The 21610-nt window shown below is 69.7% G+C and carries 18 protein-coding genes; 7 read left to right on the top strand and 11 right to left on the bottom strand.

Going from position 1 to position 21610, the window contains the following annotated elements; all coding sequences use genetic code 11:
* Positions 1-226: 226 nt before the first annotated feature.
* Positions 227-1618, bottom strand: a complete 1392-nt coding sequence (locus tag ABZY89_RS18695; RefSeq protein ID WP_355229583.1) for a sulfatase-like hydrolase/transferase — start codon at positions 1616-1618, stop codon at positions 227-229.
* A gap of 183 nt (positions 1619-1801) precedes the next feature.
* Between ABZY89_RS18695 and ABZY89_RS18690 the strand changes: the two genes are divergently transcribed.
* Both ABZY89_RS18690 and purL read left to right on the top strand, forming a co-directional pair.
* Positions 1802-2446: a hypothetical protein gene (locus tag ABZY89_RS18690; RefSeq protein WP_355229581.1), complete on the top strand. Its 645-nt coding sequence runs from the start codon at positions 1802-1804 to the stop codon at positions 2444-2446.
* Between the two features lie 41 nt (positions 2447-2487).
* A complete protein-coding gene (gene purL / locus ABZY89_RS18685; protein WP_355229579.1) occupies positions 2488-4776 on the top strand; it encodes a phosphoribosylformylglycinamidine synthase subunit PurL in 2289 nt (762 codons plus the stop codon).
* Here purL and ABZY89_RS18680 read toward each other — a convergent pair.
* Positions 4695-5447, bottom strand: a complete 753-nt coding sequence (locus ABZY89_RS18680) for a DUF2306 domain-containing protein (RefSeq protein ID WP_355229577.1) — start codon at positions 5445-5447, stop codon at positions 4695-4697. The two genes, purL and ABZY89_RS18680, sit on opposite strands and share 82 nt — an antisense overlap.
* A 100-nt stretch (positions 5448-5547) precedes the next feature.
* Between ABZY89_RS18680 and ABZY89_RS18675 the strand changes: the two genes are divergently transcribed.
* Positions 5548-6282, top strand: coding sequence for a TetR/AcrR family transcriptional regulator (locus tag ABZY89_RS18675; protein WP_355229575.1), 735 nt, complete (start codon positions 5548-5550; stop codon positions 6280-6282).
* Positions 6283-6302: 20 nt separating this feature from the next.
* Positions 6303-7343: a CAP domain-containing protein gene (locus ABZY89_RS18670; protein WP_355229573.1), complete on the top strand. Its 1041-nt coding sequence runs from the start codon at positions 6303-6305 to the stop codon at positions 7341-7343.
* Positions 7344-7346: 3 nt separating this feature from the next.
* Here ABZY89_RS18670 and ABZY89_RS18665 read toward each other — a convergent pair whose 3' ends face one another.
* Genes ABZY89_RS18665 through ABZY89_RS18655 form a run of 3 tightly spaced genes read right to left on the bottom strand, consistent with a single transcriptional unit; the run spans position 7347 to position 10733 of the window.
* On the bottom strand, positions 7347-8849 hold the full coding sequence (locus ABZY89_RS18665) for a DHA2 family efflux MFS transporter permease subunit (protein ID WP_355229572.1): 1503 nt from the start codon (positions 8847-8849) through the stop codon (positions 7347-7349).
* 55 nt (positions 8850-8904) lie between these two features.
* Complete coding sequence (locus tag ABZY89_RS18660) at positions 8905-9711, bottom strand: ABC transporter permease (RefSeq protein ID WP_355229570.1); 807 nt, start codon at positions 9709-9711, stop codon at positions 8905-8907.
* The gene (locus tag ABZY89_RS18655; RefSeq protein ID WP_355229568.1) at positions 9708-10733 is read right to left on the bottom strand and encodes an ATP-binding cassette domain-containing protein; all 1026 of its coding nucleotides are present in this window, start codon (positions 10731-10733) and stop codon (positions 9708-9710) included. Before ABZY89_RS18655 ends, ABZY89_RS18660 begins: the two co-directional genes overlap by 4 nt.
* Positions 10734-10943: 210 nt before the next feature.
* Here ABZY89_RS18655 and ABZY89_RS18650 point away from each other — a divergent pair, with 210 nt between their 5' ends.
* On the top strand, positions 10944-11900 hold the full coding sequence (locus ABZY89_RS18650; RefSeq protein ID WP_355229566.1) for a YafY family protein: 957 nt from the start codon (positions 10944-10946) through the stop codon (positions 11898-11900).
* Here the strand turns inward: ABZY89_RS18650 and ABZY89_RS18645 are convergent.
* The 3 genes from ABZY89_RS18645 to ABZY89_RS18635 are packed head-to-tail and all read right to left on the bottom strand — an operon-like array spanning position 11880 to position 13963.
* Complete coding sequence (locus ABZY89_RS18645; protein ID WP_355229564.1) at positions 11880-12440, bottom strand: GNAT family protein; 561 nt, start codon at positions 12438-12440, stop codon at positions 11880-11882. The two genes, ABZY89_RS18650 and ABZY89_RS18645, sit on opposite strands and share 21 nt — an antisense overlap.
* Positions 12441-12448: 8 nt before the next feature.
* Positions 12449-13225, bottom strand: a complete 777-nt coding sequence (locus tag ABZY89_RS18640) for a serine hydrolase (RefSeq protein ID WP_355229562.1) — start codon at positions 13223-13225, stop codon at positions 12449-12451.
* A 9-nt stretch (positions 13226-13234) separates the two neighbouring features.
* Complete coding sequence (locus ABZY89_RS18635) at positions 13235-13963, bottom strand: hypothetical protein (RefSeq protein WP_355229560.1); 729 nt, start codon at positions 13961-13963, stop codon at positions 13235-13237.
* A gap of 63 nt (positions 13964-14026) precedes the next feature.
* On the opposite strand from ABZY89_RS18635, the gene ABZY89_RS18630 reads away from it, so the two are divergent.
* Both ABZY89_RS18630 and ABZY89_RS18625 read left to right on the top strand, forming a co-directional pair.
* Positions 14027-14383, top strand: a complete 357-nt coding sequence (locus tag ABZY89_RS18630; protein WP_355229558.1) for a sterol carrier family protein — start codon at positions 14027-14029, stop codon at positions 14381-14383.
* A gap of 9 nt (positions 14384-14392) precedes the next feature.
* Positions 14393-15757, top strand: coding sequence for a dipeptidase (locus ABZY89_RS18625; RefSeq protein WP_355229557.1), 1365 nt, complete (start codon positions 14393-14395; stop codon positions 15755-15757).
* Here ABZY89_RS18625 and ABZY89_RS18620 read toward each other — a convergent pair.
* The 3 genes from ABZY89_RS18620 to ABZY89_RS18610 form a co-directional block, all read right to left on the bottom strand.
* Positions 15754-17523 (bottom strand): HAMP domain-containing sensor histidine kinase, encoded by a 1770-nt coding sequence (locus ABZY89_RS18620; RefSeq protein ID WP_355229556.1) that lies wholly within the window; start codon positions 17521-17523, stop codon positions 15754-15756. The genes ABZY89_RS18625 and ABZY89_RS18620 overlap by 4 nt on opposite strands.
* A gap of 173 nt (positions 17524-17696) precedes the next feature.
* Complete coding sequence (locus tag ABZY89_RS18615; protein ID WP_355229554.1) at positions 17697-19538, bottom strand: HAMP domain-containing sensor histidine kinase; 1842 nt, start codon at positions 19536-19538, stop codon at positions 17697-17699.
* A 47-nt stretch (positions 19539-19585) separates the two neighbouring features.
* Entirely contained in the window at positions 19586-21475 is a 1890-nt protein-coding gene (locus tag ABZY89_RS18610; protein WP_355229552.1) for a HAMP domain-containing sensor histidine kinase, read from the bottom strand.
* Positions 21476-21610: the final 135 nt, after the last annotated feature.

The following is a 21610-nucleotide window of genomic DNA, read 5'->3' as shown; positions in this document are numbered from 1 at the left end:
GTGGCCGACAAGGCCGGCGTGCTCGCCGCCGTCGCGACCGCCTTCTCCGAGCACGGCGTCTCGATCAAGGCCGTACGCCAAGCCAGCCCCGCGACGCCGACGACGCCCGAGATCAAGCCCGCGCCGAGTGCCCGTCTGACGTACTTGAGCCTGGTGAAGTCCCCCATATTTCGTCACGGTAGTCACAACCGTCACTTAGTTACCAGTGGACTCGCCCAGCCGCGGGTTAGGAGTACGCCAGCAGCGTCGCGTCGATCTTCTCCCAGGCCGCCCGGAGCTCCGCCAGGTCCTCGGGTCGCTTCCGGGCCAGGTCGGCCTGCTCGCGTACGTCCTCGCTCAGGTCGTAGAGGTGGTCGGTGCCGTCGAGCTGCAGGTACTTCAGCGAGCCACGGCGCAGCGCCCGCTGTCCCCGCATGCGCCAGAAGAGGTCCTGGGTCTCGCGCGGCCGGCCGCCGAAGAGGAGCGGGACCAGGCTGGTGCCGTCCAGCGGGTAGTCCGGCGACGGCGTCGCGCCGGCGAGCTCCAGGAAGGTCGCGGTCCAGTCGGTCGTGACGGCTGGCTCGTCGCTGACCTGGCGGCCGGGCAGGGTGCCGGGCCAGCTCAGGATGGTAGGAACCCGGATGCCGCCCTCGTTGAGGCTCGACTTCGCTCCGGTGAACGGCCACACGTTGGAGAACCGCTCACCGCCGTTGTCGCTGGCGAAGAAGACGACGGTGTCGCGGAGCTGGCCGGTGCGCTCGAGAGCCCGGATGACCTGGCCGATCGACTGGTCGAGGTCCTCGACCATGGTCTTGTACGTCGCCAGCGAGCCGCCGTCGTTGTGGAACAGCACGCCCTTCTCGCCGGCCTCGATCCGAGCCGTCAGCTCATCGCTCACCGCCTTGTCCTCGGGGCCCTCCCAGGGCCAGTGCGGGGTGGTGAAGTTGAGGTTGAGGAGCCACGGGACGTCGTGGTCGCGCTCGATGAAGCTGACGGCCTTCTCGGTGACGATCTCGGTGTAGTAGCGAAGGTCCTCGACCTCCACCTCGTCCTCGTAGAGGTCGTACGCCCCGTTGTGGCTGAACTTCGAGAAGTAGTCGATCCCGCCGGAGAAGTTGCCGAAGAACTCGTCCCAGCCGACCCGGGTCGGGCTGTACCAGGGCAGGAAGCCGCAGTGCCATTTGCCGAAGAGCGCTGTCGCGTAGCCCTGGTCCTTGAGCAGCGAGGCCAGTGTCGGGTGGTCGAGCGGGATCCCGTGCAGCTCGTTGGGGGACGCGATCGGCTCCGGCAGGCCGCCGGCGAGGCGACCGGGGTAGCGCCCGGTGTAGAGGCCGAAGCGGGTGGGGGAGCAGACCGAGGAGGCGGAGTACGCATCGGTGAACCGCACGCCCGAGGCCGCGAGCCGGTCCAGGTTGGGCGTCTTGATGTCGGGGGAGCCGTAGGCGGACAGATCGGCCCAGCCGAGGTCGTCGCCCAGGACGACCAGGAGGTTGGGCTTGCGCTTGGGCCGGTTGACCTTACGGGCCTTGAACGGGACCTCGGCGGCTGCGTTGGCGGGGGTGGCGAGGCCGGTGGCGGCGACTGCGCCGGCCCCGGTGGCGAGCAGGCTGCGTCGGCTGAACGTGCTGGGGGAGGGCACCGTATGGCCTTTCTTTAGTGAATAACTACGAATAGAAGACTAGGCGTCGGTCCAGTCCGCGGGCAGCGGTCTCGGTCGGCGGACGCGACGGGACGTTGGTCCCGGTACATATGGGCCCTAACCAAACCCGCCTGGCGGCGTTACCTTGGTAAAGGAATGGTTTCGCCGAGGGGGTGGGGGCCTGTGCAGCAGCGACGCGATCGGGTGACGCCGGTCCTCTTCGCGATCACGGTCATGCTCGCGCTGACGGTCGCCGGGATCATCCATGTCGCTCACGGTGGCGAGGTGATCGGGCCCTTCGCGGTCGCCGACCAGGTCAGCTCGACCACCAAGCAGGTCAACACGCCCTACGTCTGCTGGGACGGCAACGGCTCCGGCTCCCTGACGCGGTGCCCGGACCCGCGTGGCACGGACGGCATGAAGTGGGTCTTCCCCGGCTACGAGAACGCTGCCCGGAGCGCTGAGTGCGCCCCTGGTGAGACCGGCCCGCGCGATCTCTTCGTCGAGTGCTCGATGTCTTGGCGCGGCAGTCAGGTCTACCTCCACTACGCCTATTGGAGCGAGTGGCAGACCGGCCAGAGGAAGTACGCCGCCACCGGCTCGACCCCGAGGATCGAGCAGCGCCTCGACGGCGCGATGTCGCTCTCCTGGCGCCCGCGCCGGTTGCCGACCCCGCACGGCGAGGCCTCCTGGGTCACCGCCGAGATGGTGGAGGGTCACGGCTGGAGCGTCGCCGCCTACGCCGGGGACGGCGAGGTGGCTCGGCAGGCGCTCGACGAGTTCGGTGAGATCCGCGACCTGCGGGAGTGGCGCGGGCTGCCCCGCTGACGACTAAGGGGATTGGGCACTTCTGACGTAGATTTCTGCCCGTGACCGAGACTTCGTCCGCTGCCGTTGCGTCCGATCTTCCGCTCCTGGACACCGTGCACCACGCTGCCGGTGACCCCGACCGAGAGCAGCCCTGGGCCGAGCTCGGCCTGAAGGAGGACGAGTACGCCGAGATCAAGAGCATCCTCGGCCGCCGGCCGACCGGTGCGGAGCTGGCGATGTACTCGGTGATGTGGTCGGAGCACTGCTCCTACAAGTCCTCCAAGGTGCACCTGAAGCAGTTCGGCGAGATCCCGCAGGAGACCCCGGCCGGCAAGATGCTCGCCGGCATCGGTGAGAACGCGGGCGTGCTCGACGTCGGGCAGGGCTACGCGGTCACCTTCAAGGTCGAGTCCCACAACCACCCCTCCTATGTCGAGCCCCACCAGGGCGCCGCGACCGGCGTCGGCGGCATCGTCCGCGACATCCTCGCGATGGGCGCGCGGCCGGTCGCCGTCATGGACCCGCTCCGCTTCGGACCGCTGTCCGAGGAGGACACCCACCGGGTGCTGCCCGGGATCGTGTCCGGCATCGGTCACTACGGCAACTGCCTGGGTCTGCCCAACATCGGTGGTGAGGCCGTCTTCGACGCCTCCTACCTCGGCAACCCGCTGGTCAACGCGCTCTGCGTCGGCGTACTGCGTCACGAGGACCTCCACCTCGCCAAGGCGTCGGGCGCTGGCAACCTGGTGATCATGTACGGCGCGCGCACCGGTGGCGACGGCATCGGCGGCGCCTCGATCCTCGCGAGCGTCGAGTTCGACGAGGACGGTCCGGCCAAGCGCCCGAGCGTGCAGGTCGGCGACCCGTTCATGGAGAAGCTGCTGATCGAGTGCACCCTCGAGCTCTTCGCCGCCGGCATCGTCCGCGGCATCCAGGACTTCGGTGCGGCCGGCATCTCGTGCGCCACCTCCGAGCTCGCCGCTGCCGGTGACGGCGGCATGCACGTGCACCTCGAGCGGGTGCCGCTGCGCGACTCGACGCTCGCTCCGGAGGAGATCCTGATGAGCGAGTCGCAGGAGCGGATGATGGCGGTCATCGCGCCCGAGGACGAGGCGACCTTCATGGACATCTGCGCCAAGTGGGACGTCGAGGCGGCCGTGATCGGCACCGTGACCGGCGAGGGCCGGCTGCGCGTCGACTGGCACGGCGAGACCATCGTCGACGTCGACCCGACCACCGTGGCCCACGACGGCCCCGTCTACGAGCGCCCCTACGCCCGCCCGTCGTGGCAGGACGCGCTGCAGGCCGACGTGGCCGAGAAGCTGCCCCGCGCGGCCTCGGCCGATGAGCTCCGCTCGACCGTCCTCCAGCTGGTCGCCTCGGAGAACCTGTGCGACAAGTCCTGGATCACCGAGCAGTACGACCGCTACGTGCGCGGCAACACCGTCCTCTCCCAGCCCGCCGACGGCGGCATGATCCGCGTCGATGAGTCGACCAACCTCGGGGTCGCGCTCGCCACCGACGCCAACGGGCGCTTCGCGAAGCTGGACCCGTACGCCGGTGCCCAGCTCGCGCTGTCGGAGTCCTACCGCAACGTGGCCTCCGTCGGCGCCAAGCCGCTGGCCATCTCCGACTGCCTCAACTTCGGCTCCCCGGAGGACCCCGACGTGATGTGGCAGTTCGCCGAGGCGACCCGGGGCCTGAAGGACGCCTGCCTCGAGCTCGGCATCCCGGTCACCGGCGGCAACGTCTCCCTCTACAACCAGACCGGCGAGACCGCCATCCACCCCACGCCGGTGGTCGCGACGCTCGGTGTGATCGAGGACGTCACCACGCGTACGCCTTCGGACTTCCAGGCGGCCGACGAGGTCGTCGTCCTGCTCGGCGAGACCCACGAGGAGCTCTCCGGCTCGGAGTGGGCCCACGTCGTGCACGGCCACCTCGGCGGGCTGCCGCCCAAGGTGAACCTGGCTGCCGAGAAGGCGCTCGCCGAGCTGCTGCTGGAGGCGCGGTTCGTCACCTCCGCCCACGACCTCTCCGACGGCGGCCTGATGCAGGCGCTGGCCGAGCCGGCGATGTCGTCGGGGATCGGCGTCTCGGTCACCCTCGCCGGCGACCCGTTCGTCGCGCTCTTCTCGGAGTCGGTCGCCCGCGCGGTCGTCACCGTGAAGGCCGCCGACGTCGAGCGGCTCACCTCGCTGGCCGAGCGCCACGGGGTTGCGGCGACGCAGCTCGGTGTGACGGGTGGTGCGGCGTACTCGATCTCCTATGACGGCGGCAGCGTCGAGATCCCGCTCGAGGAGCTCACCGGCGTCTGGCGCTCGACCCTGCGGGACGCACTGGCCTGATCGGTGCGTCGCCGGCGCGGCTTTCGGTGGATGATCCACTCGGCGATCAGCAGGTTCACGATCCAGCTGACCCAGGCTGAGGCCGAGGCGGCGCTGGCAAGGGTGGGGTCATCGAGGCCGATGTCGTTGCCGGTCATGGCTTCGGGAACGTAGATCATGAGCAGGACCACATTCCAGAAGCGGTTGGCGACGATCGAGAACGCCATCGCATAGCTGCGGTACATCCATTCGCGGTGGTCCTTGAAACGACGTTGCCGCGCGGCGCGGTACCCCTGCACGGTGAACAGCAGGAACAGCACGGCCAGGAAGGTGTTGCCGACCTGCTGGGACGGGCCGGCAGCGGGGAACTGGCTGGTGACCAGCGCCCCCACGCCGGTGGGGATCGCGGTGACGACATAGGTGCGCCCGGTCCAGCGGTGCACCTTCGGATGGTTGGCGCGCAGCCACGGCCACAGCTGGAGTACGCCGCAGCAGAGCATCACCGAGCCGAAGAAGATGTGCGTCACCAGCGCCGGGTAGAAGACCGGCCCGCGGTCGGTCTCGACGAGCGACTGCGACGGGTCCAGGCCGACGTACCGCGGCAGCGCCGTCACCAGAAAGGTCACCGTCGCCGCGGCCAGCGGGAAGACCCACCACTGGCGCACCAGAGGTCTTCTTGTCGTAGTGCTCATGAGCCATCCGATCTAATAGCGTATGGGATTAACTGTTTATAGAGTACGCAGAAGACGGCGGTCAACCCGTTTCTGGAGGGAGCAGGGCATGATGGACGTGATGAGTTCCGATCTGATCCCTCGCCTCTGGGGCAAGGCGCCGGCCGGCCGGCGCGGCCCCAAGCCGGCGCTGAGCGTCGCCCAGATCGTCGAGGCTGCGTACGTCATCGCCGATGAGCACGGTCTTGCCGCCGTCTCGATGGCTCGGGTCGCCGAGACGGCGGGCTGCTCGCCGATGGCGCTGTATCGGCACGTGAAGAACAAGGACGAGCTGCTCATCCTGCTCGCCGACCGGCTCTGCGCGGACCTGCCTGCGCCCTCGCCGGACCTGGGCTGGAGAGATGGCCTGGCGGCGTGGATGCGCGCGCAGGTCGACTTGGCGGTCAGCAAGCCGTGGTTTCTGGACCTGCCGCTCGCGAACATGCTCCCGGGACCGAACCGTCTGGCCTGGATCGATCTTGGGTTCTACTACCTGCGCGACGTGCCGCTGCCGGCCGAGGAGAAGATGGCGATCGTGGGCATCATCTCGCAGTACGTCGTGGGCGAGGCGAAGATCGAGATCGAGTCTGCGCTGTCCAAGGAGGAGAACCCCTATGCCTCGTTCGAGCAGATGCTCATGACGTACGCAGATCCGGAGCGTTTTCCGAACCTGATGACGTCAATGGCCACCTGGCGGCCCGCCGGGCCTGGCGAAGCGTCCGAGTCGGACGATCCCTCGGCGTTCGGGCAGCGGCTGCTTCTTGACGGGATCGCTGCCCACATCGAGCGCCACCTCGGGCGCAGCACTCCGAAGTAAAGGTCGATACCCTGGCGGGGATGTTCCCCCACCTGCATCGCCCCGTGTCCTATGTCCTCGCCCTTTTGCTGGCGGCTGCCGCGCTGCTCGTCAGCGCTGGTCCGGCCTCCGCGGGGGAGGGCGGAACGATCAAGCGGCTCGCGAACTCCGCCCGTGCCGACGCGGGCCTGGACCCGCTGACGCGCGACTCCGCCCTCGACGGTCTGGCGCGGAAGTGGGCCTACAAGATCGCCGCCGACAGGGCGCTCTCGCACAACCCCGACCTCGCCGAGCAGGTGCCGGAGGGGTGGCAGGGGGTCGGGGAGAACGTCGCCATGGGCTACCGGACCGGCGCGGAGATGCACCGCGGCTGGATGAACTCCGACGGGCACCGGGCCAACATCCTGGGCGACTACACCCACATCGGGATCTCCTTCGTGGAGGTCGACAACACCACCTGGGGCGTCCAGGTCTTCGCGAAGTACCCGCCGGGCGTGCGGCCGACCGAGAAGCCGAAGGCCACCAGCGCGCCGGCGCCGACCGCCCCAGCGGAGACCAAGGCCCCGACTCCCCGGCAGACCGCGAAGCCCAAGAAGTCGGCGACGGCTTCGCCGACCCCGTCGCGTACGCCCTCCGCGTCCGTCTCCGCGTCGCCGTCGACGTCGCCCTCGGCGTCACCCTCCGAGTCGGAGTCTGCCTCGGTCCCGCCCGTGGGTGACTCGGAGACCGCAGGCCCGGTGACGTTCACCGACGCCTCGGGCGGCCCGACTCCTGGCTCGAGCGGGCTGTTCGGGATCGGCTTCGTCGAGATCGCCGTCGGGCTGCTCGCGCTGTCGGGGCTGGGGTTGCTCATCGCTCTGCTCCTGGCCCGACGCCGGCGCCGCGAACCACCCCGGCCTGACCAGCAGGGCCCTCGGCACGTCCGGCCCGTCGGGCCGTACCCCGGCGGCGGGCCGGTCTATCGGGGCCAGGTCCATCCCGCAGGACCCGGTCCCGGCCACCCCAACCCGGGTTACCCGAACCCTGGTCGCCCCAACCCGGGCGGCCCCAGGCAGTATCCCGGCGACCGCCGCCCCTGGTAGGACCTAGTCGGCGACCGCCGCGGCGACAGGCCGCGGGCTGTCGATGGAGACGTTCCGAGCCGACGGCGTACGCCGGAAGACGAGGAACGCGACCACGCCCGAGATCGCCATCATCGTGACCGGCAGCCAGAACGCGACCTGCAGGGCCTCGGCGGCCAGCGGCGCGACGGCTGCTCGCTCGGTGGGAGCGAGGGAGCTGAGCGCTCCGATGCCATCGCTGCCCAGTCCGGGAAGGCGGGACGAGAGCGCCGCGGCCAGGAGTACCGAGACGCCGGCGGTGCACAGGGCGGTGGCGACCTGGTTCAGCACGTTGATCATCGTCGAGCCTGCCGGAATGGCGATGTCCTCGAGGTAGCGGGTGGCGATGGTCATCGTCGGCAGCATCACGAACCCGGCGCCCGCGGTCGCGATGGCGTGGGTCATGGCCAGGGCCAGCATCGGCGCGTCCGCGCTCAGCTGGAGCGCCAGGGCGCCGAAGCCCAGGGTGGAGATCACGATGCCCGAGCCGATCACCGGCAGCGGCGGGAAGCGGTCGATGAGGCGGCCGGAGACCTGGATCATGATCCCGGCCGCGATGCCGGCGGGAGCCATCAGTAGTCCTGCGGTGGTCGCCGACTCGCCGCGTACGACCTGCCAGTAGAGCGGCACCAGGATCATCGAGCCGAAGTAGCCGCCGGCGAAGCAGACCAGCAGCGCGGCGCTGCCGCCGGTCAGTGGCCGGGCGAGGAGCCGGATGTCCAGCAGGGGAGCGGCGGCGCGGAGCGCATGCCGGACGAAGAGCGCCACCAGGACGATCCCGGCCCCGACCGGGACCAGCACCTGAGCCTCGAACAGCGTGCCCTCCGCGAACGAGGTGCCCAGCACGAGGAGCGCCATCGCGGGCGGAAGCAGGAGCAGGCCGCGTACGTCCAGGCGGGCGCTCGGGCCGCGCTCCAGACGCGGCAGGTTGCGCATTCCGAGGACGAGGCCGATCAGGCCCAGCGGCAGGTTGATCAGGAACATCCACCGCCACGACATCGTGTCGAGCAGCCAGCCGCCGAGCACCGGTCCGAAGACGGGACCGACCAGCACCGGCAGGCCCATCAGGGCCATCAGCCGGCCACGCTCCTCGGGCGGCGCCGAGCGCAGCGTCAGGGTCATCGCGGCTGGCATGACGAAGCCGCCGCCGAGCCCCTGCAGCACCCGGAACGCGATCAGCGACTCGACGTTCCACGACACCGCGACCAGGCCGGATCCGATCGTGAAGACGCCGATCGCGGTCAGGAAGACCTGGCGGGCACCGAACCGGCTGATCGCCCAGGCCGCGGCCGGGATGACCGTTGCCAGGGCGAGCGTGTAGCCGGTGGCGACCCACTGGATCACCGGCAGCGAAGCGCCCGTCTCCTGGGAGAGACGGGCGATCGCGACCGCAACGATCGTGATGTCGATCGGGATCATCACCGTGCCGGCGATGACGGTGAGCACGATCGTTGTCGGGCTCGGGGCCGTGCGGGGTCGGGGTGTCATGCGTCCAGTGTGGAAGCTAAAGTGAACTTGAGGTCAAGGGGGTTTCGGCCCGACCTCAGCTCGACCTCTCCATGGTCCGTACGCCGACGAGCACCCCGCCCACCGCGACGGCAGCGGCCGCGACGAAGCCGCTGATGACGACATCGGCCGGGAACTGGCCGGCGAAGAGCGCCCGCTCGGCCTCCACGACGTACGTCATGGGGTTGATGTCGCTGAGGAACCGCAGCCAGCCGGGGGCGCCGTCGAGGGGGAGGAGGACGCCGGAGAGCAGCAGCAGCGGGAAGATCAGCATCTGCTGGACCGTCCAGAAGACCCAGTCCTGCTCCTTCGCGGCGGTGGCCAGGGCGAAGCTGAGCGCACCCAGTCCGATCGCGAAGAGCGAGACGATGACGGCTCCGACCAGGACCCCGCCGAGATGGAGGTCGAAGCTGAACGGGGTCACCACGGCGAGGATGACGACCGTCTGGAACAGCACCGGCACGACCTCCTTCAGGGCCCGCCCGACCAGCAGGGACGGCCGGGAGAGAGGCGAGACGAGCAGCCGCTCGTGGGAGCCGGAGCGGATCTCTGCGGTCAGGTCGGCGCCGGTCATCGAGGCGCCCATCAGCGCGGTCATGACGACGATGCCCGGCACGAACCACTGCAGCGCGCTGCCGCTCTCGACCGCGGGCAGGAGTGGCGCGAAGAGCCCCAGGAAGACCAGCGGCTGCATCATCGCGAAGAGCATCGAGGCGGGCTGGCGCAGCTTGGGCGTGAGCTCGCGGAGCAGCACGGTCCAGGTGTCGGTGAGGAAGCCGGTCGGGCGGCTCGGCACTCGGGTGGTGCTCCGGACCTGTGCGGTCGGGACGGTGAGGGTGGTCATGCTGCTGCTCCTTCGGTCTGGGTGGTGGCGGACTGGGAGGTGGACTGGGCCGACTCGCGCAGGCTGCGGCCGGTCAGGTCGAGGAAGACGTCGTCGAGGGTGGGGGTGTGGACCTCCATCCGGATCGCGGGGGTGCCGTGGGCGGCCAGGTCGATGGTCAACGCCGGCGCGCTGTCGGCACCGCGCGGTGCGCGGATCGAGACCTGCGTCCCGGCACGCTCGATGACGGTCGGACCGGACAGCGCCGACTCGGCGCGAGCCGCGGCGGCCGTGGCATCCGCCTCGGTGCCGAAGCCGAGGAGCACCAGGTCGCCGAGCCTCTCCTTGAGCCGGGTGGCGGTGTCGTCGGCGATCACGACGCCGTGGTCGATGACGATCACCCGTCCGGCGAGCGCGTCGGCCTCCTCCAGGTAGTGGGTGGTGAGCACGATCGTGGTGCCGTCCTCGTGGAGTCGGCGGATCTGCTCCTGCAGGTTGGCGCGGTTCTGAGGGTCGAGGCCCGTCGACGGCTCGTCCAGGAACAGCACCTCGGGGTGGTTGAGCAGCCCGATCGCGATGTCGAGCCGCCGCCGCTGGCCGCCGCTGAGCGTCTGGACCGGGCGGTCGGCGTACTCCTGGAGGTCGAAGGCCACGAGCAGCTCCTCGATGCGCGCCTTCGCGGCGTCGCGCGGGATGCCGTGGGCGCGAGCCTGGGACATCAGCTCGTCGCGGCCGCGCTGGATGAACGCGGCGGCGTTGCCCTGGCCGACGTAGCCGATCGAGCGCCGGACGGCGCCGCGCGAGCGTACGACGTCATGGCCGGCGACCTCGGCGGTGCCGGAGGTGGGCGGGATGAGGGTGGTCAGCATCCGCAAGGTGGTCGACTTGCCGGCTCCGTTCGGACCGAGGAAGGCGACGAGCTCACCTTGGTGGATCTCGAGGTCGAGCCCGCGTACGGCCTCGACGGTCTTCTTGCTTCGGGTGAAGTGCCTGGTCAGCGCCTGAGTGCGGATCACCGGCCGGTGGTTGCTGTGGTTCGTCATGTCTCCAGTCTCTGAAGTCATCCGGTCAGCTTCTGTCCGCTTTCGAAACTTTCTTCCGGGATCTGGTTTAGAAGTCCGGCGAATGGGTAAGAGAGAGGTAGCGCGGAGTCGGTCGGCTCGAGGAGGGGGCGAGCCGACCGACGCGCGGGCCTCCAGGTTGCCGAGGAATCAGGCCACGAACTGACCGCAATGGCGCCTAAGGTCGGTTCCATGAGTACGAGCGCCCGGATGCTGCAGCTCCTCTCCCTGCTGCAGACCCACCGTTTCTGGCCCGGCACGGAGCTGTCCGTACGTCTCGAGGTCAGCGACCGTACGCTGCGGCGCGACATCGAGCGGCTGCGCGACCTCGGCTATGACGTGGACGCCACTCGAGGGGTGGCCGGCGGCTACCAGCTCCGGGCCGGCAATGCGCTGCCGCCGTTGCTGCTCGACGACGAGGAGGCGGTCGCGATCGCCGTCGGGCTGCGCACCGCGGCTGCCGGCATGGTCGCGGGGATGGGGGACATCTCCGCCCAGGCGCTGGGGAAGGTCGTCGCGCTGATGCCGCCGCGGCTGCGGCGACGGATGGACGCGGTCACCTCGCAGACCGACTCCATCCCCTGGGGTGGCCGGGTGCCGCTGGACGCCGGCGTGCTCGGGATCCTGGCGCAGGCCTGCCGCGACGACGAGGTGCTCACCTTCACCTATCAGGCGCCCGAGGCCGACCCGACCCAGCGCCGCGTCGAGCCGCACCGGCTGGTGACGCTCGGCAACCGTTGGTATCTCCTCGCCTACGACCGGGTACGCCAGGACTGGCGCTCCTTCCGCGTCGACCGGGTCAGCGACCCGAGGACCACCGGCCAGATGTTCCGTCCCCGCGAGATCCCGGGCGGCGACGCGGCGACGTACGTACAGTCGGGGATCCGGGCCCGCCCGGCGGCCTTCGACGTCTGCGTCCTCTTCGGCGTCGAGCCCGACGTGGTCGCGCGGCGGGTGGGGCGCTGGGGCGAGGTCGAGCCCGCCGAGGGTGGCTGCCGGCTGCGGATGCAGGTCGACGATCTGAGCTGGCCGATGATGATCCTCGCCGGCGTCGAGGCCGACTTCACGGTCGAGCAGCCTGCCGAGCTGGCCGAGCTGGTCAAGCGGGCGGGGGAGCGGTTCGTCCGCTCAGGCGCCGTCACGTCCTGATCGGGCCAGCCACTCCTCGCGCAGAAGCCCGTAGACCACCAGGTCCCGGCGCTCGCCAGGATAGGCCTGCGCACCGCGCATGGTGCCCTCGTGGGTGAAGCCGAGACGCTCGGCGACCGCACGGCTGCGCTTGTTCATAACCGAGGTGTCGATGATCGCCCGGGCGATGTCGTACTCGTTGAAGAGGGTGTCCAGCAGCGCTGCGACGGCCCGGGTGATCAGGCCGCGTCCCTCGTACGCCTCGCCCAGCCAGTAGCCGATCGTGGCCGACTTCTCGTAGAGGTTGATCCGCGCGGTCGTGGCCCCGGCGACCTGGCCGTCCTGGCGGATGACGCACGGGATCGCCTCGCCCTTGACCCACTGGCCCAGCAGGTAGGTGCCGAACCCGGCGACGCTGAGCATGGTCTGCTGGCTGTGAGCCCACGGCTCCCATTCGCGGAGGTGGTCGAGGTTGGCGTTGATGAGCTTGTGGACGGCGAAGTCGGTCGATCGGTCACGCAGGACCATCTCCGCGCCGCTCCCGAGGTCGATGCTGAACAACTGATCTCCTACCGTGCCGGACCGGGACCTGGAGCGTAGCCGCCCTGCAACGCATCCAGGATCAGCGTGCCGTACGCCCGCATCTGAGCCAGCACCGGGATGACCTCACCCTGGAAACGGCAGATGACCGCGTACGCCGCCTGTCGGCCACCGACGTCGAGCAGCCCGACCTCGGCGCGGACGCCGTCGTCGGTGCCGGTCTTGCTCCATACCCGCAGGTGTTTGTCCGGTTCGGTGTGGGCCAGCGGGTCCAGGCCGTAGGCGGCGGAGACCATCGACAGGTCGGTGGACGGTGCCAGCCAGGACAGGACGGTCGGGTGCGGCGTACGGAAGTAGGCGACCCAGTCGGCGGCACAGCCGATGGAGAGCATCGACGGGTCCTCGGGCCTGCGTACGTCCCGGACCGAGTCGTTCAGCATCGACCCGCCTGCGGCCAGCCGCCGCGCGACGGCCTGGACCGGAGTGAGTCCGACGTGGTCGAGGAGCACGTTGGTGGCCAGGTTGTCCGAGACCGCGCCGATCAGCCGGGCGCAGTCGGTCATGGTCAGCGCGGGGGCGTCGAGGTACTGCCACAGGCCGCTGTCGGCCACCGGCGCGATGCTGTCCTTGCGCAGCATCAGCTCTCCCAGCGACGGATCGTCGTCGAGCAGCTCGGCGAGGTGGTGCAGCAGGAAGATCTTGGCGACGCTGGCCGTCGGCAGCAGCAGGTCCGGGGCGGACTCGACGAGGGTCTCACCGGAGCCGGTGTCGACCGCGAGGATCGACCATTCCGTCCGTGAACTCATACAACGGACCTAAACAGATGAGGAGGACTGGTCCTCACGCAGCTCGCCGACGACCTGGATCTTCTGCCAGATCTTGCGGGAGAGGTCGACGGTGAGGCCCTCGACGGTGCTGACCGTGTCCAGGACGACGTTGTCCTGGGAGTCCTCAGCGCACAGCGCGGCCGTCTTGCCGACGAGGCTGAGCAGCTCGGAGCAGTACTCCAGGTAGTGGATCAGCTCGTCAGCGTCGAGGGTGAACTCGACGCTGGCCGGGGTCGTCGTGAAGCCCGTACGCAGCCGCTCGGGGTCCTTGGTGAGTTGGTGCATATCGATGATGTGGGCCAGCGAGCGCAGCCGGTGCAGCAGCTTCAGCGCGCGCGACCGCAGCAGCCGCTCCGGGATCGTGTAGAGGAAGAAGACCGCGACCGCGGCGAAGATGAGGTCGTTGACGGTGCTCTCCATCAGCGGCAGCCACTGGACGCCGGTGAGCGTCTCGTCGCCGAACGCCGTCGCGAGGCCCCAGATGATGGCGACCAGCGTCAGCGCGAGGACCGCCAGGATCAGCACGCGGGAGACCGCACGCGTCCACACCAACCGTCGCCGGAGCCGGTCCCCGGCACCCGAGGACTCCCTGATCAGGCCGGCCAGCTCCTCGGCGACCTTCACCAGGCCCCGGTCGGGGAAGCGTGCCGCGATCCGTCCGTGCAGCGTCTCGACGGTCTTGAGCACCATCTCCGACTCGAGTCTCTCCAGTCCCACGTCAACGGAGCGTAGTGGTCGCGCGCCGCCGCAGTGGGCAACTGCCGCAGATAGGGTGAGGACGTGCCAGCTCGACTCAAGCCCGCGGCCGCTGCCGACGTGGCCGATGCCCTGGATCGCGTACGCGCCGAGGAGCCCGCCAAGGCAGATCTCCGCCTCCTCACCAAGCACTTCCTCGCCGTGCTCGAGGAGCGCGCGCCGGGCAGGAGCGTCGAGGTGCGCGTCCCGCCGTACGCCGCGGTGCAGTGCGTCGAAGGGGTCCGGCACACCCGCGGCACTCCACCGGCGGTGATCGAGACCGACGCGGTCACCTGGATCGCCCTCGCCACCGGGGCGATGACCTGGTCCGACGCCGTCGATCTGGCCAGGGTCAGGGCCTCAGGAGAACGCACCGACCTGTCGCCGTACCTGCCCTTGTAATCTCGCCCTATGAGCCACTCCACCGAAGACATCAAGGCCCGTGTAGACGACCTCTTCCCCGCGATCCGCAAGGACCTCGAGGACCTGGTGCGGATCGAGTCCGTGAGTGCGGACCCCGAGCGCCTGAGCGAGGTCGAGAAGAGCGCGGAGATGACCCGCGACCTCTTCGCGGCCGAGGGCTTCGACGTGGAGATCGTGCGCGCCTTCGACGGCGCTCCGCCGGCCATCGTCGGTGAGAAGAAGGGCCCCGAGGGTGCCCCGACGGTGCTGCTCTACGCCCACCACGACGTCCAGCCGGAGAACGACCACGCCGATTGGGACACCCCGCCGTTCGAGCCCACCGAGGTCGGCGACCGGCTCTACGGGCGCGGTGCGGCCGACGACAAGGCCGGCATCGCGGCCCACATCGGTGCGGTCCGGGCGCTTGCCAGCCTCGACGAGAACGGTGAGCTCCCCGTCACCGTGCGCCTCTTCATCGAGGGCGAGGAGGAGGTCGCCTCCGCGACGCTCCCCGAGCTGCTCGGGAAGTACCAGGACAAGCTGCGGGCCGACGTCATCGTCATCGCCGACTCCGGCAACTGGGACATCGGCGTCCCGGCGCTGACCACGTCGCTGCGCGGTCTGATCCGCGTCGATGTCGAGCTCCGCACCCTGGGTCACGCGGTCCACTCCGGCATGTGGGGCGGTCTGGCTCCCGACGCGATCATGGCCCTCGTACGCCTCCTCAACACCCTCTGGGACGAGGACGGCGCTCCCGCGGTGGAAGGGCTCGTCTCCGGTCCGGCGGCCGACGTCGACTACCCCGAGGAGCGGCTCCGTGCCGAGTCCGGGGCACTCACCGGCCTGCAGTGGGTCGGCAAGGGCAGTGCCGTCGAGCGGATGTGGACGCAGCCGGCGATCACGATCACCGGTCTGGACGCCCCCAAGGTCGACGGCGCCTCCAACACGCTGTCCCCGACCGCGCGCGCCAAGGTCACCATCCGGATCGCCCCCGGCGACACCGGCGAGAACGCCGTCGCCGCCCTCACCCAGCACCTGGAGAAGCACGTCCCGTGGGGCGCCGAGCTGACCACCAAGGTCGTCGACACCGGTGAGCCGATCGCCCTGGACGCGACCGGCCCGGCCTACGACGCGGCCCGTGCCGCCTTCACCGAGGCGTGGGACGGCACCGCCCCCATCGACATGGGCGTGGGCGGCTCGATCCCGTTCATCGCGGAGTTCCTCGAGGCGTTCCCGCAGGCCAGCGTGCTGGTCACGGGCGTCGAGGACCCCGACACCCGCGCCCACGGAGCCAACGAGGGGCTCCACCTCGCCGAGTTCCGGAGGGTCGTCGTCGCCGAGGCGCTGCTGCTCCAGAAGCTGGGCAACTCCTAGCTGCCAGGCAGCGTCAGCGCCACCCGGGTGCCCTCACCAGGGTGTGAGTCGAGCTCGACCAACCCGTGGTGGCGCTTGGTGATCTGCTCGACCAGCGTCAGCCCGAGCCCAGCTCCGCGCGAACCACCCAGCGCGGAGTTGGAGCCTCGGTAGAACGGGTCGAAGACCTCCGGCTGCTCCTCGTACGCGATGCCGACACCGGCGTCGGCGACGATGATCGTGACCTCGCTGCCGGCGCTGTAGAGCATGACCTGCACCCGCGAGCCGCGGTAGCTGTACGTCAGCGCGTTCTTCACCAGGTGCAGGAAGGCCGCGCGCAGCTCGCGCGGGTCACCGACGACGTACGCAGGTCCGGTCGGGGTCGTCAGGACGCACTCGATGTCCTTCTGCGCTGCGTCGGGATCGAGCTCGTCGAGCACGTCGTCGAGCATCTCGGAGACCTCGATCGTGGTCTCGCCGGGGGCGTTGGCTGGGTCGCGGATCCGGGAGAGGAGCAGCAGGTCGCTGACGATGCCCTCGATCTGCGCGCTGCGTACGGTGAGCGTCTCCACCTGGACGATCCACGGCAGGGTGTTGGCGTGCTCGCCGGCCAGCGCGTTGAGCGAGGTGCCGAGCGCGTTCACCGGGATCCGGAGCTCGCGGGCGACGGCCTCGATCAGCCGGTTGCGTTCGCGGTCGGCGCGGGCGAGCTGCTGGGCGAGGTCGCGCTCCTGGGTGTAGGCGTTGGCGGTGAGCACGATGCGTCCGAAGTCGCGGCCCAGCTCCATCGCCAGCCGGCCCTCTGCGTCGGTCCAGGTGGGCCGCCCGGGTGAACGGAGCAGGACGATGTGGCCGAGCCACTCGTGGTCGGCGCCGACCGGTACGACCAGGGCGCTCTCCGCACCCAGGGTCTCGAAGAACTTGTTGGCGACGGTGGCCTGCTCGTTCCACTCCGTGGAGTCCGTGATCCGCCCGCGGCACAGGATCGAGTAGGTGCCCTCAGCCCAGTACCGCGACGTGTTCCGCGAGGTCAGCGCGGCCAGGCCCGGGTCGGGGTCCCAGTCGAGGCCCGGGGTGGAGTGCACGACCATCTCGTTGTGGGGGCCCTTGGTCGCCATCCAGATCCCGTCGGCGCCCAGGCCGCGGATCAGCGCGTCGTGGCTGGTGTCGAGCACGTCGGCGAGGCTGAGCTTGGAGCTGGCGTCGCGCAGGAACTCCTTGGCGGTCTCGAGGTTCGCGGCGCGCTCGTAGAGCCGCTCGCGCTCGAGGTAGCCGCGCACGACCCGCTGGGCGCGCTTCGCGAACCGGTTGAGCACCCGGCGCTGGGTGAAGTCGGGGCGACGGCCACTGACCGGCATGTCCACCGAGAGGCAGCCCTGGATGGAGCCGTCGTCACCGAGGATCGGCGCGAGCAGCATGTCGTGGGGGTGCCAGGCGTCGGGGGCGTCGATCATGTTGGTGGTGGAGACCCAGCTGCCGTCGTGGAGGTGCACCCGGTCATGTGGGATGAACCGCCAAGCGCCCCAGTTCTCGCCGCGGGAGAGGTTGGCCTGCACGTCCGAGAGGGCCCACCGGGCGCCGAGGATCTCCTCTGCGGTCTCCCGCTGTCCGCGCGCGTTCAGGCCGCTGGTGAAGCCGTGGATCGCGACCATCTCGACCTCGTCGCCGCGGACGACGTTGATCGCGGCGATGCCGAAGCCGAGCAGCTCGCAGATGCCTTCGGCGATCATCTGGAGCGCGGGATCTGCCACCGGCAGCGACGTCCTGCTCGGCGTGCTCGCAGGCACGTCGAGGGCATCGACTGACTGTGGTGGGGGCATCCTTGCTCTCGGGTAGGCCGGTCAGGGAGGGTGTTGCAACTGCGTGGCAGTCCTGAGGACCTGGGCACCACGGAGTGTTGCACGAAACGCGCACGCTGTGCAGCCGTAGGCGTCCGTCTCGACCAGATTGTGACGTTTGGTTAACCGAGCGAGGTGGCGTCGTTGGCCAGCGGAAGGACGAGCGAGACGCGGGTGCCGGTGCCGGGCTCCGAGCGCAGCGTGACGCGGCCGTCGTGGCGGCGCGCGACCCGGTCGACGATGCTGAGCCCGAGGCCGACGCCCTTCCGGCCGCCGATCGCCTGGCTGGACCCGCGGTAGAACTCGGTGAAGACCTGGATCTGCTCCGCCGCCGGGATGCCGACGCCGTTGTCGGTCACCGAGATGGCTGCCTCGCTGGCGCTCTCCACGATGTAGAGCCGCACGTGGCCGCCGCGGTGGGTGTAGACCAGCGCGTTGTCGACCAGCCGGAGGATCGCCGCCTTGATCTCGCTGCGGTCGCCCAGCACCTGGACGCTGCGCGAGGGCACGTCGATGCTCACCTCGATGCCACGCTTCTCCGACTCGTACGTCCTCTGCTCGAAGATCTCCTGCAGGAGCGAGGTGAGATCGACGTAGGTCAGGCTCGGGCGCGAGGAGGGGTCGGAGAAGCGGGAGAACAGCAGCAGGTCGTCGACCATCGCGACCAGCTGGTCGGACCGGCTGATCAGGTTGCCGACCTGCTGGAACCAGGTCGGCGATCCGCGGTCCTCGTGACGCATCGCGTCGATGCCGGTGGTGAGCGCGGTGAGCGGGTTGTGGAGCTCCTGCGCGACGGCCTCGATGAGCCGGCTGTGCACCTTGTCGGCGGTGGCCAGCCGTTGGGCGAGGTCACGCTCCTGGGTGTAGGCGTTGGAGGTGAGCACGATGCGCCCGAAGTCGCGACCGAACTCCATCGCGAGGCGCCCCTCGGCGTCGGTCCAGCGCGGCCGGCCCGAGCCACGCACCAGCACGAGATGACCCAGCGCGGTCGTCTCCACGCCGATCGGCACGACCAGGAGCGAGTCGGCCCCGACGGCGTCGAGGAACTCGATGCCGAGCCTGGCGAACTTCCTCCGCTCGGCACCACCGTGATGCAGCGTATGGAGGAGCAGCTCGCGGTTGACGATGGCGTGCTGGCCCTCGTTCCACAGCCGAGTGCTCTGGTAGGCCTGACCGGCCGCGATGTTGCTCTCGGTGGCGTTCCACCCCAGGCCGGGCGAGGCGTACGCCACGGACCCGCCCTCGCCGTCCTGGGCCTGCACATAGAGACCGTCGGCGTCGAGACCGCGGCTCATCGCCTCCTGGGTGGCCTCGAGCACCCCGGTGAGACCGAGCTGGGAGTTGGCCTCGCGCAGGAAGCTCTGCGCCTCGAGCAGGTTGTTGGCGCGCTCCTCGAGGTATTCACGCTGCAGGCTCAGCAGCACCGCTCGCCGCGCCTGGCGGGCGAACCGGTTGAGGATCCGCTGCTGGCGCCGGCCGGGCCGGCGGCCGTTGGTCGGGCGGTCGATCGAGAGTACGCCGACGAGCTCGCCGTTCTCGTCGTAGAAGGGCGCCAGGAGCTCGTCGAGCCGGTGCCAGTCCTGGGGGTCCTTCAGGATGTCCTCGTCGGTGTCGGGGACCCAGTAGCCCTCCGCCTCGCCGATGGTGTTCTTCTCGTGGGGGACGAACTTGATGTCGCCCCAGTCCACGGACATGTCCAGCAGGTCGGTGACCACCGAGACCGGGAACCGGGTCCCGAGCATCTCGGCGACGGTCATCTCGCCCTCGACGGTGTGGCCGCTCTCGTCGCCGTACGCCGCGACGATCTCGAACTCGTCCCCACGGCGGATGTTGATGACGGCGGCGCCGAAGCCGACGAGCTCGGTGACTCCCTCCGCGATCAGCTGCAGACCGGGATCCGGGCTCGGGTACGCCTCGGAGGCGCCGCTTGGCGCGTCCGGACCCTCTGAGGGCGTACTGGTCATGAGTTCTCCGCCGAGATGGAATTGCAACCCGTTACCGGTGCGTAAGGTTAAACAATGGGCAGCGTCACACGGAATGTGCTTCCCACACCAGGGGTCGAGTCGACGGATATCAGTCCGCCGCGTCGACTGACGATTCGAGACACGATCGTCAGACCGAGTCCGGTGCCTGGCTGTTTGAGGGCTGTGGGGTTGGTCGAACGGAAGAACTCGGTGAAGAGCCGGTCCTGGTCCTCCGGCGAGATCCCGAGGCCGTGGTCGGTCACCCGGAGCTCGAACCAGCCGGGGCTGGTGCGAGTGCTCACGATGACCTGACCGCCCTCGGGGCTGTATTTGATCGCGTTGGTGACCAGGTTGATCACCACCCGGTCCAGATCGCCCGGAGCCAGGGTCACGTAGACGTCGTCGGACGGCATCTCGAAGACGAGGTCGTGGGCGTCGCTGGTCGGCGTCTCGGCGCTGAGCTGGCTGTAGACCTCCTCGAGCACGGGCGCGACCTGGATCGGCACCGTGGTCGGCAGGTGGTCGGGGTCGGAGACCTTCGACAGCATCGCCAGGTCGGCCACGATCTTCTCGGTGCGGTCGCGGTTGCGCGTCAGTGCGGTCAGCACCTCGGCGTACTCCTCCTCGGACTCCGCGTAGGGCAGCGACTCGATGTTCCACCGGAACGCGGAGAGCGGGTTCTTCAGCTCGTGGGCGACCGTCGCGATCAGCCGGCTCTTGTGGGCCTCGAGCTCACGCAGGGAGTCGACCGCCGCCTTCTGGCGCAGGTAGGCCCTGGAGTTGTGGACCACACGGCCGAAGTCGCGGCCGAGGTCGGCGGCCGTGATCAGCTCGAGCTCGCTCCAGTGGGGCTTGTCGGGACCGCGGCCGAGGAGCATCGCGCCGTACCACGTCTGTCCCGAGCCGATCGGGACCCCGACGATCGAGCCGACCTTGTAGTGGCGGATCCAGTCGGTGATCAGCTGCTGCGTCTCCGGATCGGGGTGCGGGAGCCGCTCGGCGCCGTCGGGGGTCTGCACGGTGATGCTGCGCTGGTCCCAGAGGTATTGCCCGTAATCGACCATGAACGGGCTGGTCAGGTCCTCGATCGGGAGCTTGAAGTCCTCCCGGTAGACCTTGGTGCGGATGCCGCGGCCGCCCGGCTTGGACATGTGCAGCCAGAAGTCGGTCAGGTCGAGCACGTCGACCAGCCCGGTGCTCAGCGAGTTGAGGATCTCGTCGGGGTCCAGCTCGCGCCCGGCGCGGCGGATCACGTCCCGGGCGGCCTCGGCGAGGCGTACCTGCTCGGAGAGCTCCTCACGCTCCAGGGCGAGCAGGATGGCGCGCTGCGCCTGCACGGCGTGGCGGCCGAGCACGGCCCGCTTCTCCGGGTTGGGGCGGAGGCCGTCGGTCGGTACGTCGACGATCAGGGTGCCGCGGAGCTTCCCGGCGTCGTCGCGCAGCGGCGCGACGAGCAGGTCGAGCGGGTTCCAGGCGCCGGCGGCGTCGACCGTCGTCATCGTCGGGATCCAGCCGTACACGTCGGCGGTCGGGTCCAGCCGCTCCGCCGGCACGAACTTGAAGATGCCCCAGTCGTCGGCCCGGGCGAGCTCGGCCTCGAGCCGTTCGATCGGGGTGACGGTGCCGAGCAGGTCGGCGCGGGCGGAGTCCTGGCCCGAGACGACCACCATGTGGAGGTGGCCGTCGGCGCGCGCGACGCTGATCGTGGCCATCTCGAAGCCCGCCAGCGCGGTCAGGCTGTCGGCGATCAGCTGGAGGTCGGAGAGATCCTCACCAGGGGTGAGCAGACCACCGATCTCGGCCAGATCGGTCGTGATCGTGGTCATCGTCGTGGTGAGGTCGCTTCTGGCGCGTTTCCCGCCCAACGGTGGTGGGGCGAATCCCGGTGGCACCGTCAGTCGGTGACCGCCGGCGGGCTTGGGCGCTGGAGAAGTCATCGGATCGATTATCCGGGATGTCGGTCCCGGGCGGTAGGGCAGACGTGGATCGTTCTTTACATTCATGATTCCGAGACGTTCATGTGACCACCCTTACAGGACTGTCAAGGGTTCGGTGATCGCCTGCGTACGCCC

The organism is Nocardioides sp. NPDC006303, assembly GCF_040613175.1.
Taxonomy (GTDB): Bacteria; Actinomycetota; Actinomycetes; order Propionibacteriales; family Nocardioidaceae; genus Nocardioides.
Note: the sequence above shows the minus strand (reverse complement) of the source record. Positions and strands in the feature narration are given on the sequence as shown.

Excerpts from the sequence above, each read along its gene's own strand:
- ABZY89_RS18655 (WP_355229568.1), bottom strand. The coding sequence starts at position 10,733 with ATGACGAACCACAGCAACCACCGGCCGGTGATCCGCACTCAGGCGCTG.
- ABZY89_RS18615 (WP_355229554.1), bottom strand. The coding sequence starts at position 19,538 with ATGACCAGTACGCCCTCAGAGGGTCCGGACGCGCCAAGCGGCGCCTCC.
- ABZY89_RS18665 (WP_355229572.1), bottom strand. The coding sequence starts at position 8,849 with ATGACACCCCGACCCCGCACGGCCCCGAGCCCGACAACGATCGTGCTC.
- ABZY89_RS18610 (WP_355229552.1), bottom strand. The coding sequence starts at position 21,475 with ATGACTTCTCCAGCGCCCAAGCCCGCCGGCGGTCACCGACTGACGGTG.
- ABZY89_RS18680 (WP_355229577.1), bottom strand. The coding sequence starts at position 5,447 with ATGAGCACTACGACAAGAAGACCTCTGGTGCGCCAGTGGTGGGTCTTC.
- ABZY89_RS18660 (WP_355229570.1), bottom strand. The coding sequence starts at position 9,711 with ATGACCACCCTCACCGTCCCGACCGCACAGGTCCGGAGCACCACCCGA.
- ABZY89_RS18675 (WP_355229575.1), top strand. The coding sequence starts at position 5,548 with ATGAGTTCCGATCTGATCCCTCGCCTCTGGGGCAAGGCGCCGGCCGGC.
- ABZY89_RS18670 (WP_355229573.1), top strand. The coding sequence starts at position 6,303 with ATGTTCCCCCACCTGCATCGCCCCGTGTCCTATGTCCTCGCCCTTTTG.
- ABZY89_RS18650 (WP_355229566.1), top strand. The coding sequence starts at position 10,944 with ATGAGTACGAGCGCCCGGATGCTGCAGCTCCTCTCCCTGCTGCAGACC.
- ABZY89_RS18640 (WP_355229562.1), bottom strand. The coding sequence starts at position 13,225 with ATGAGTTCACGGACGGAATGGTCGATCCTCGCGGTCGACACCGGCTCC.
- ABZY89_RS18625 (WP_355229557.1), top strand. The coding sequence starts at position 14,393 with ATGAGCCACTCCACCGAAGACATCAAGGCCCGTGTAGACGACCTCTTC.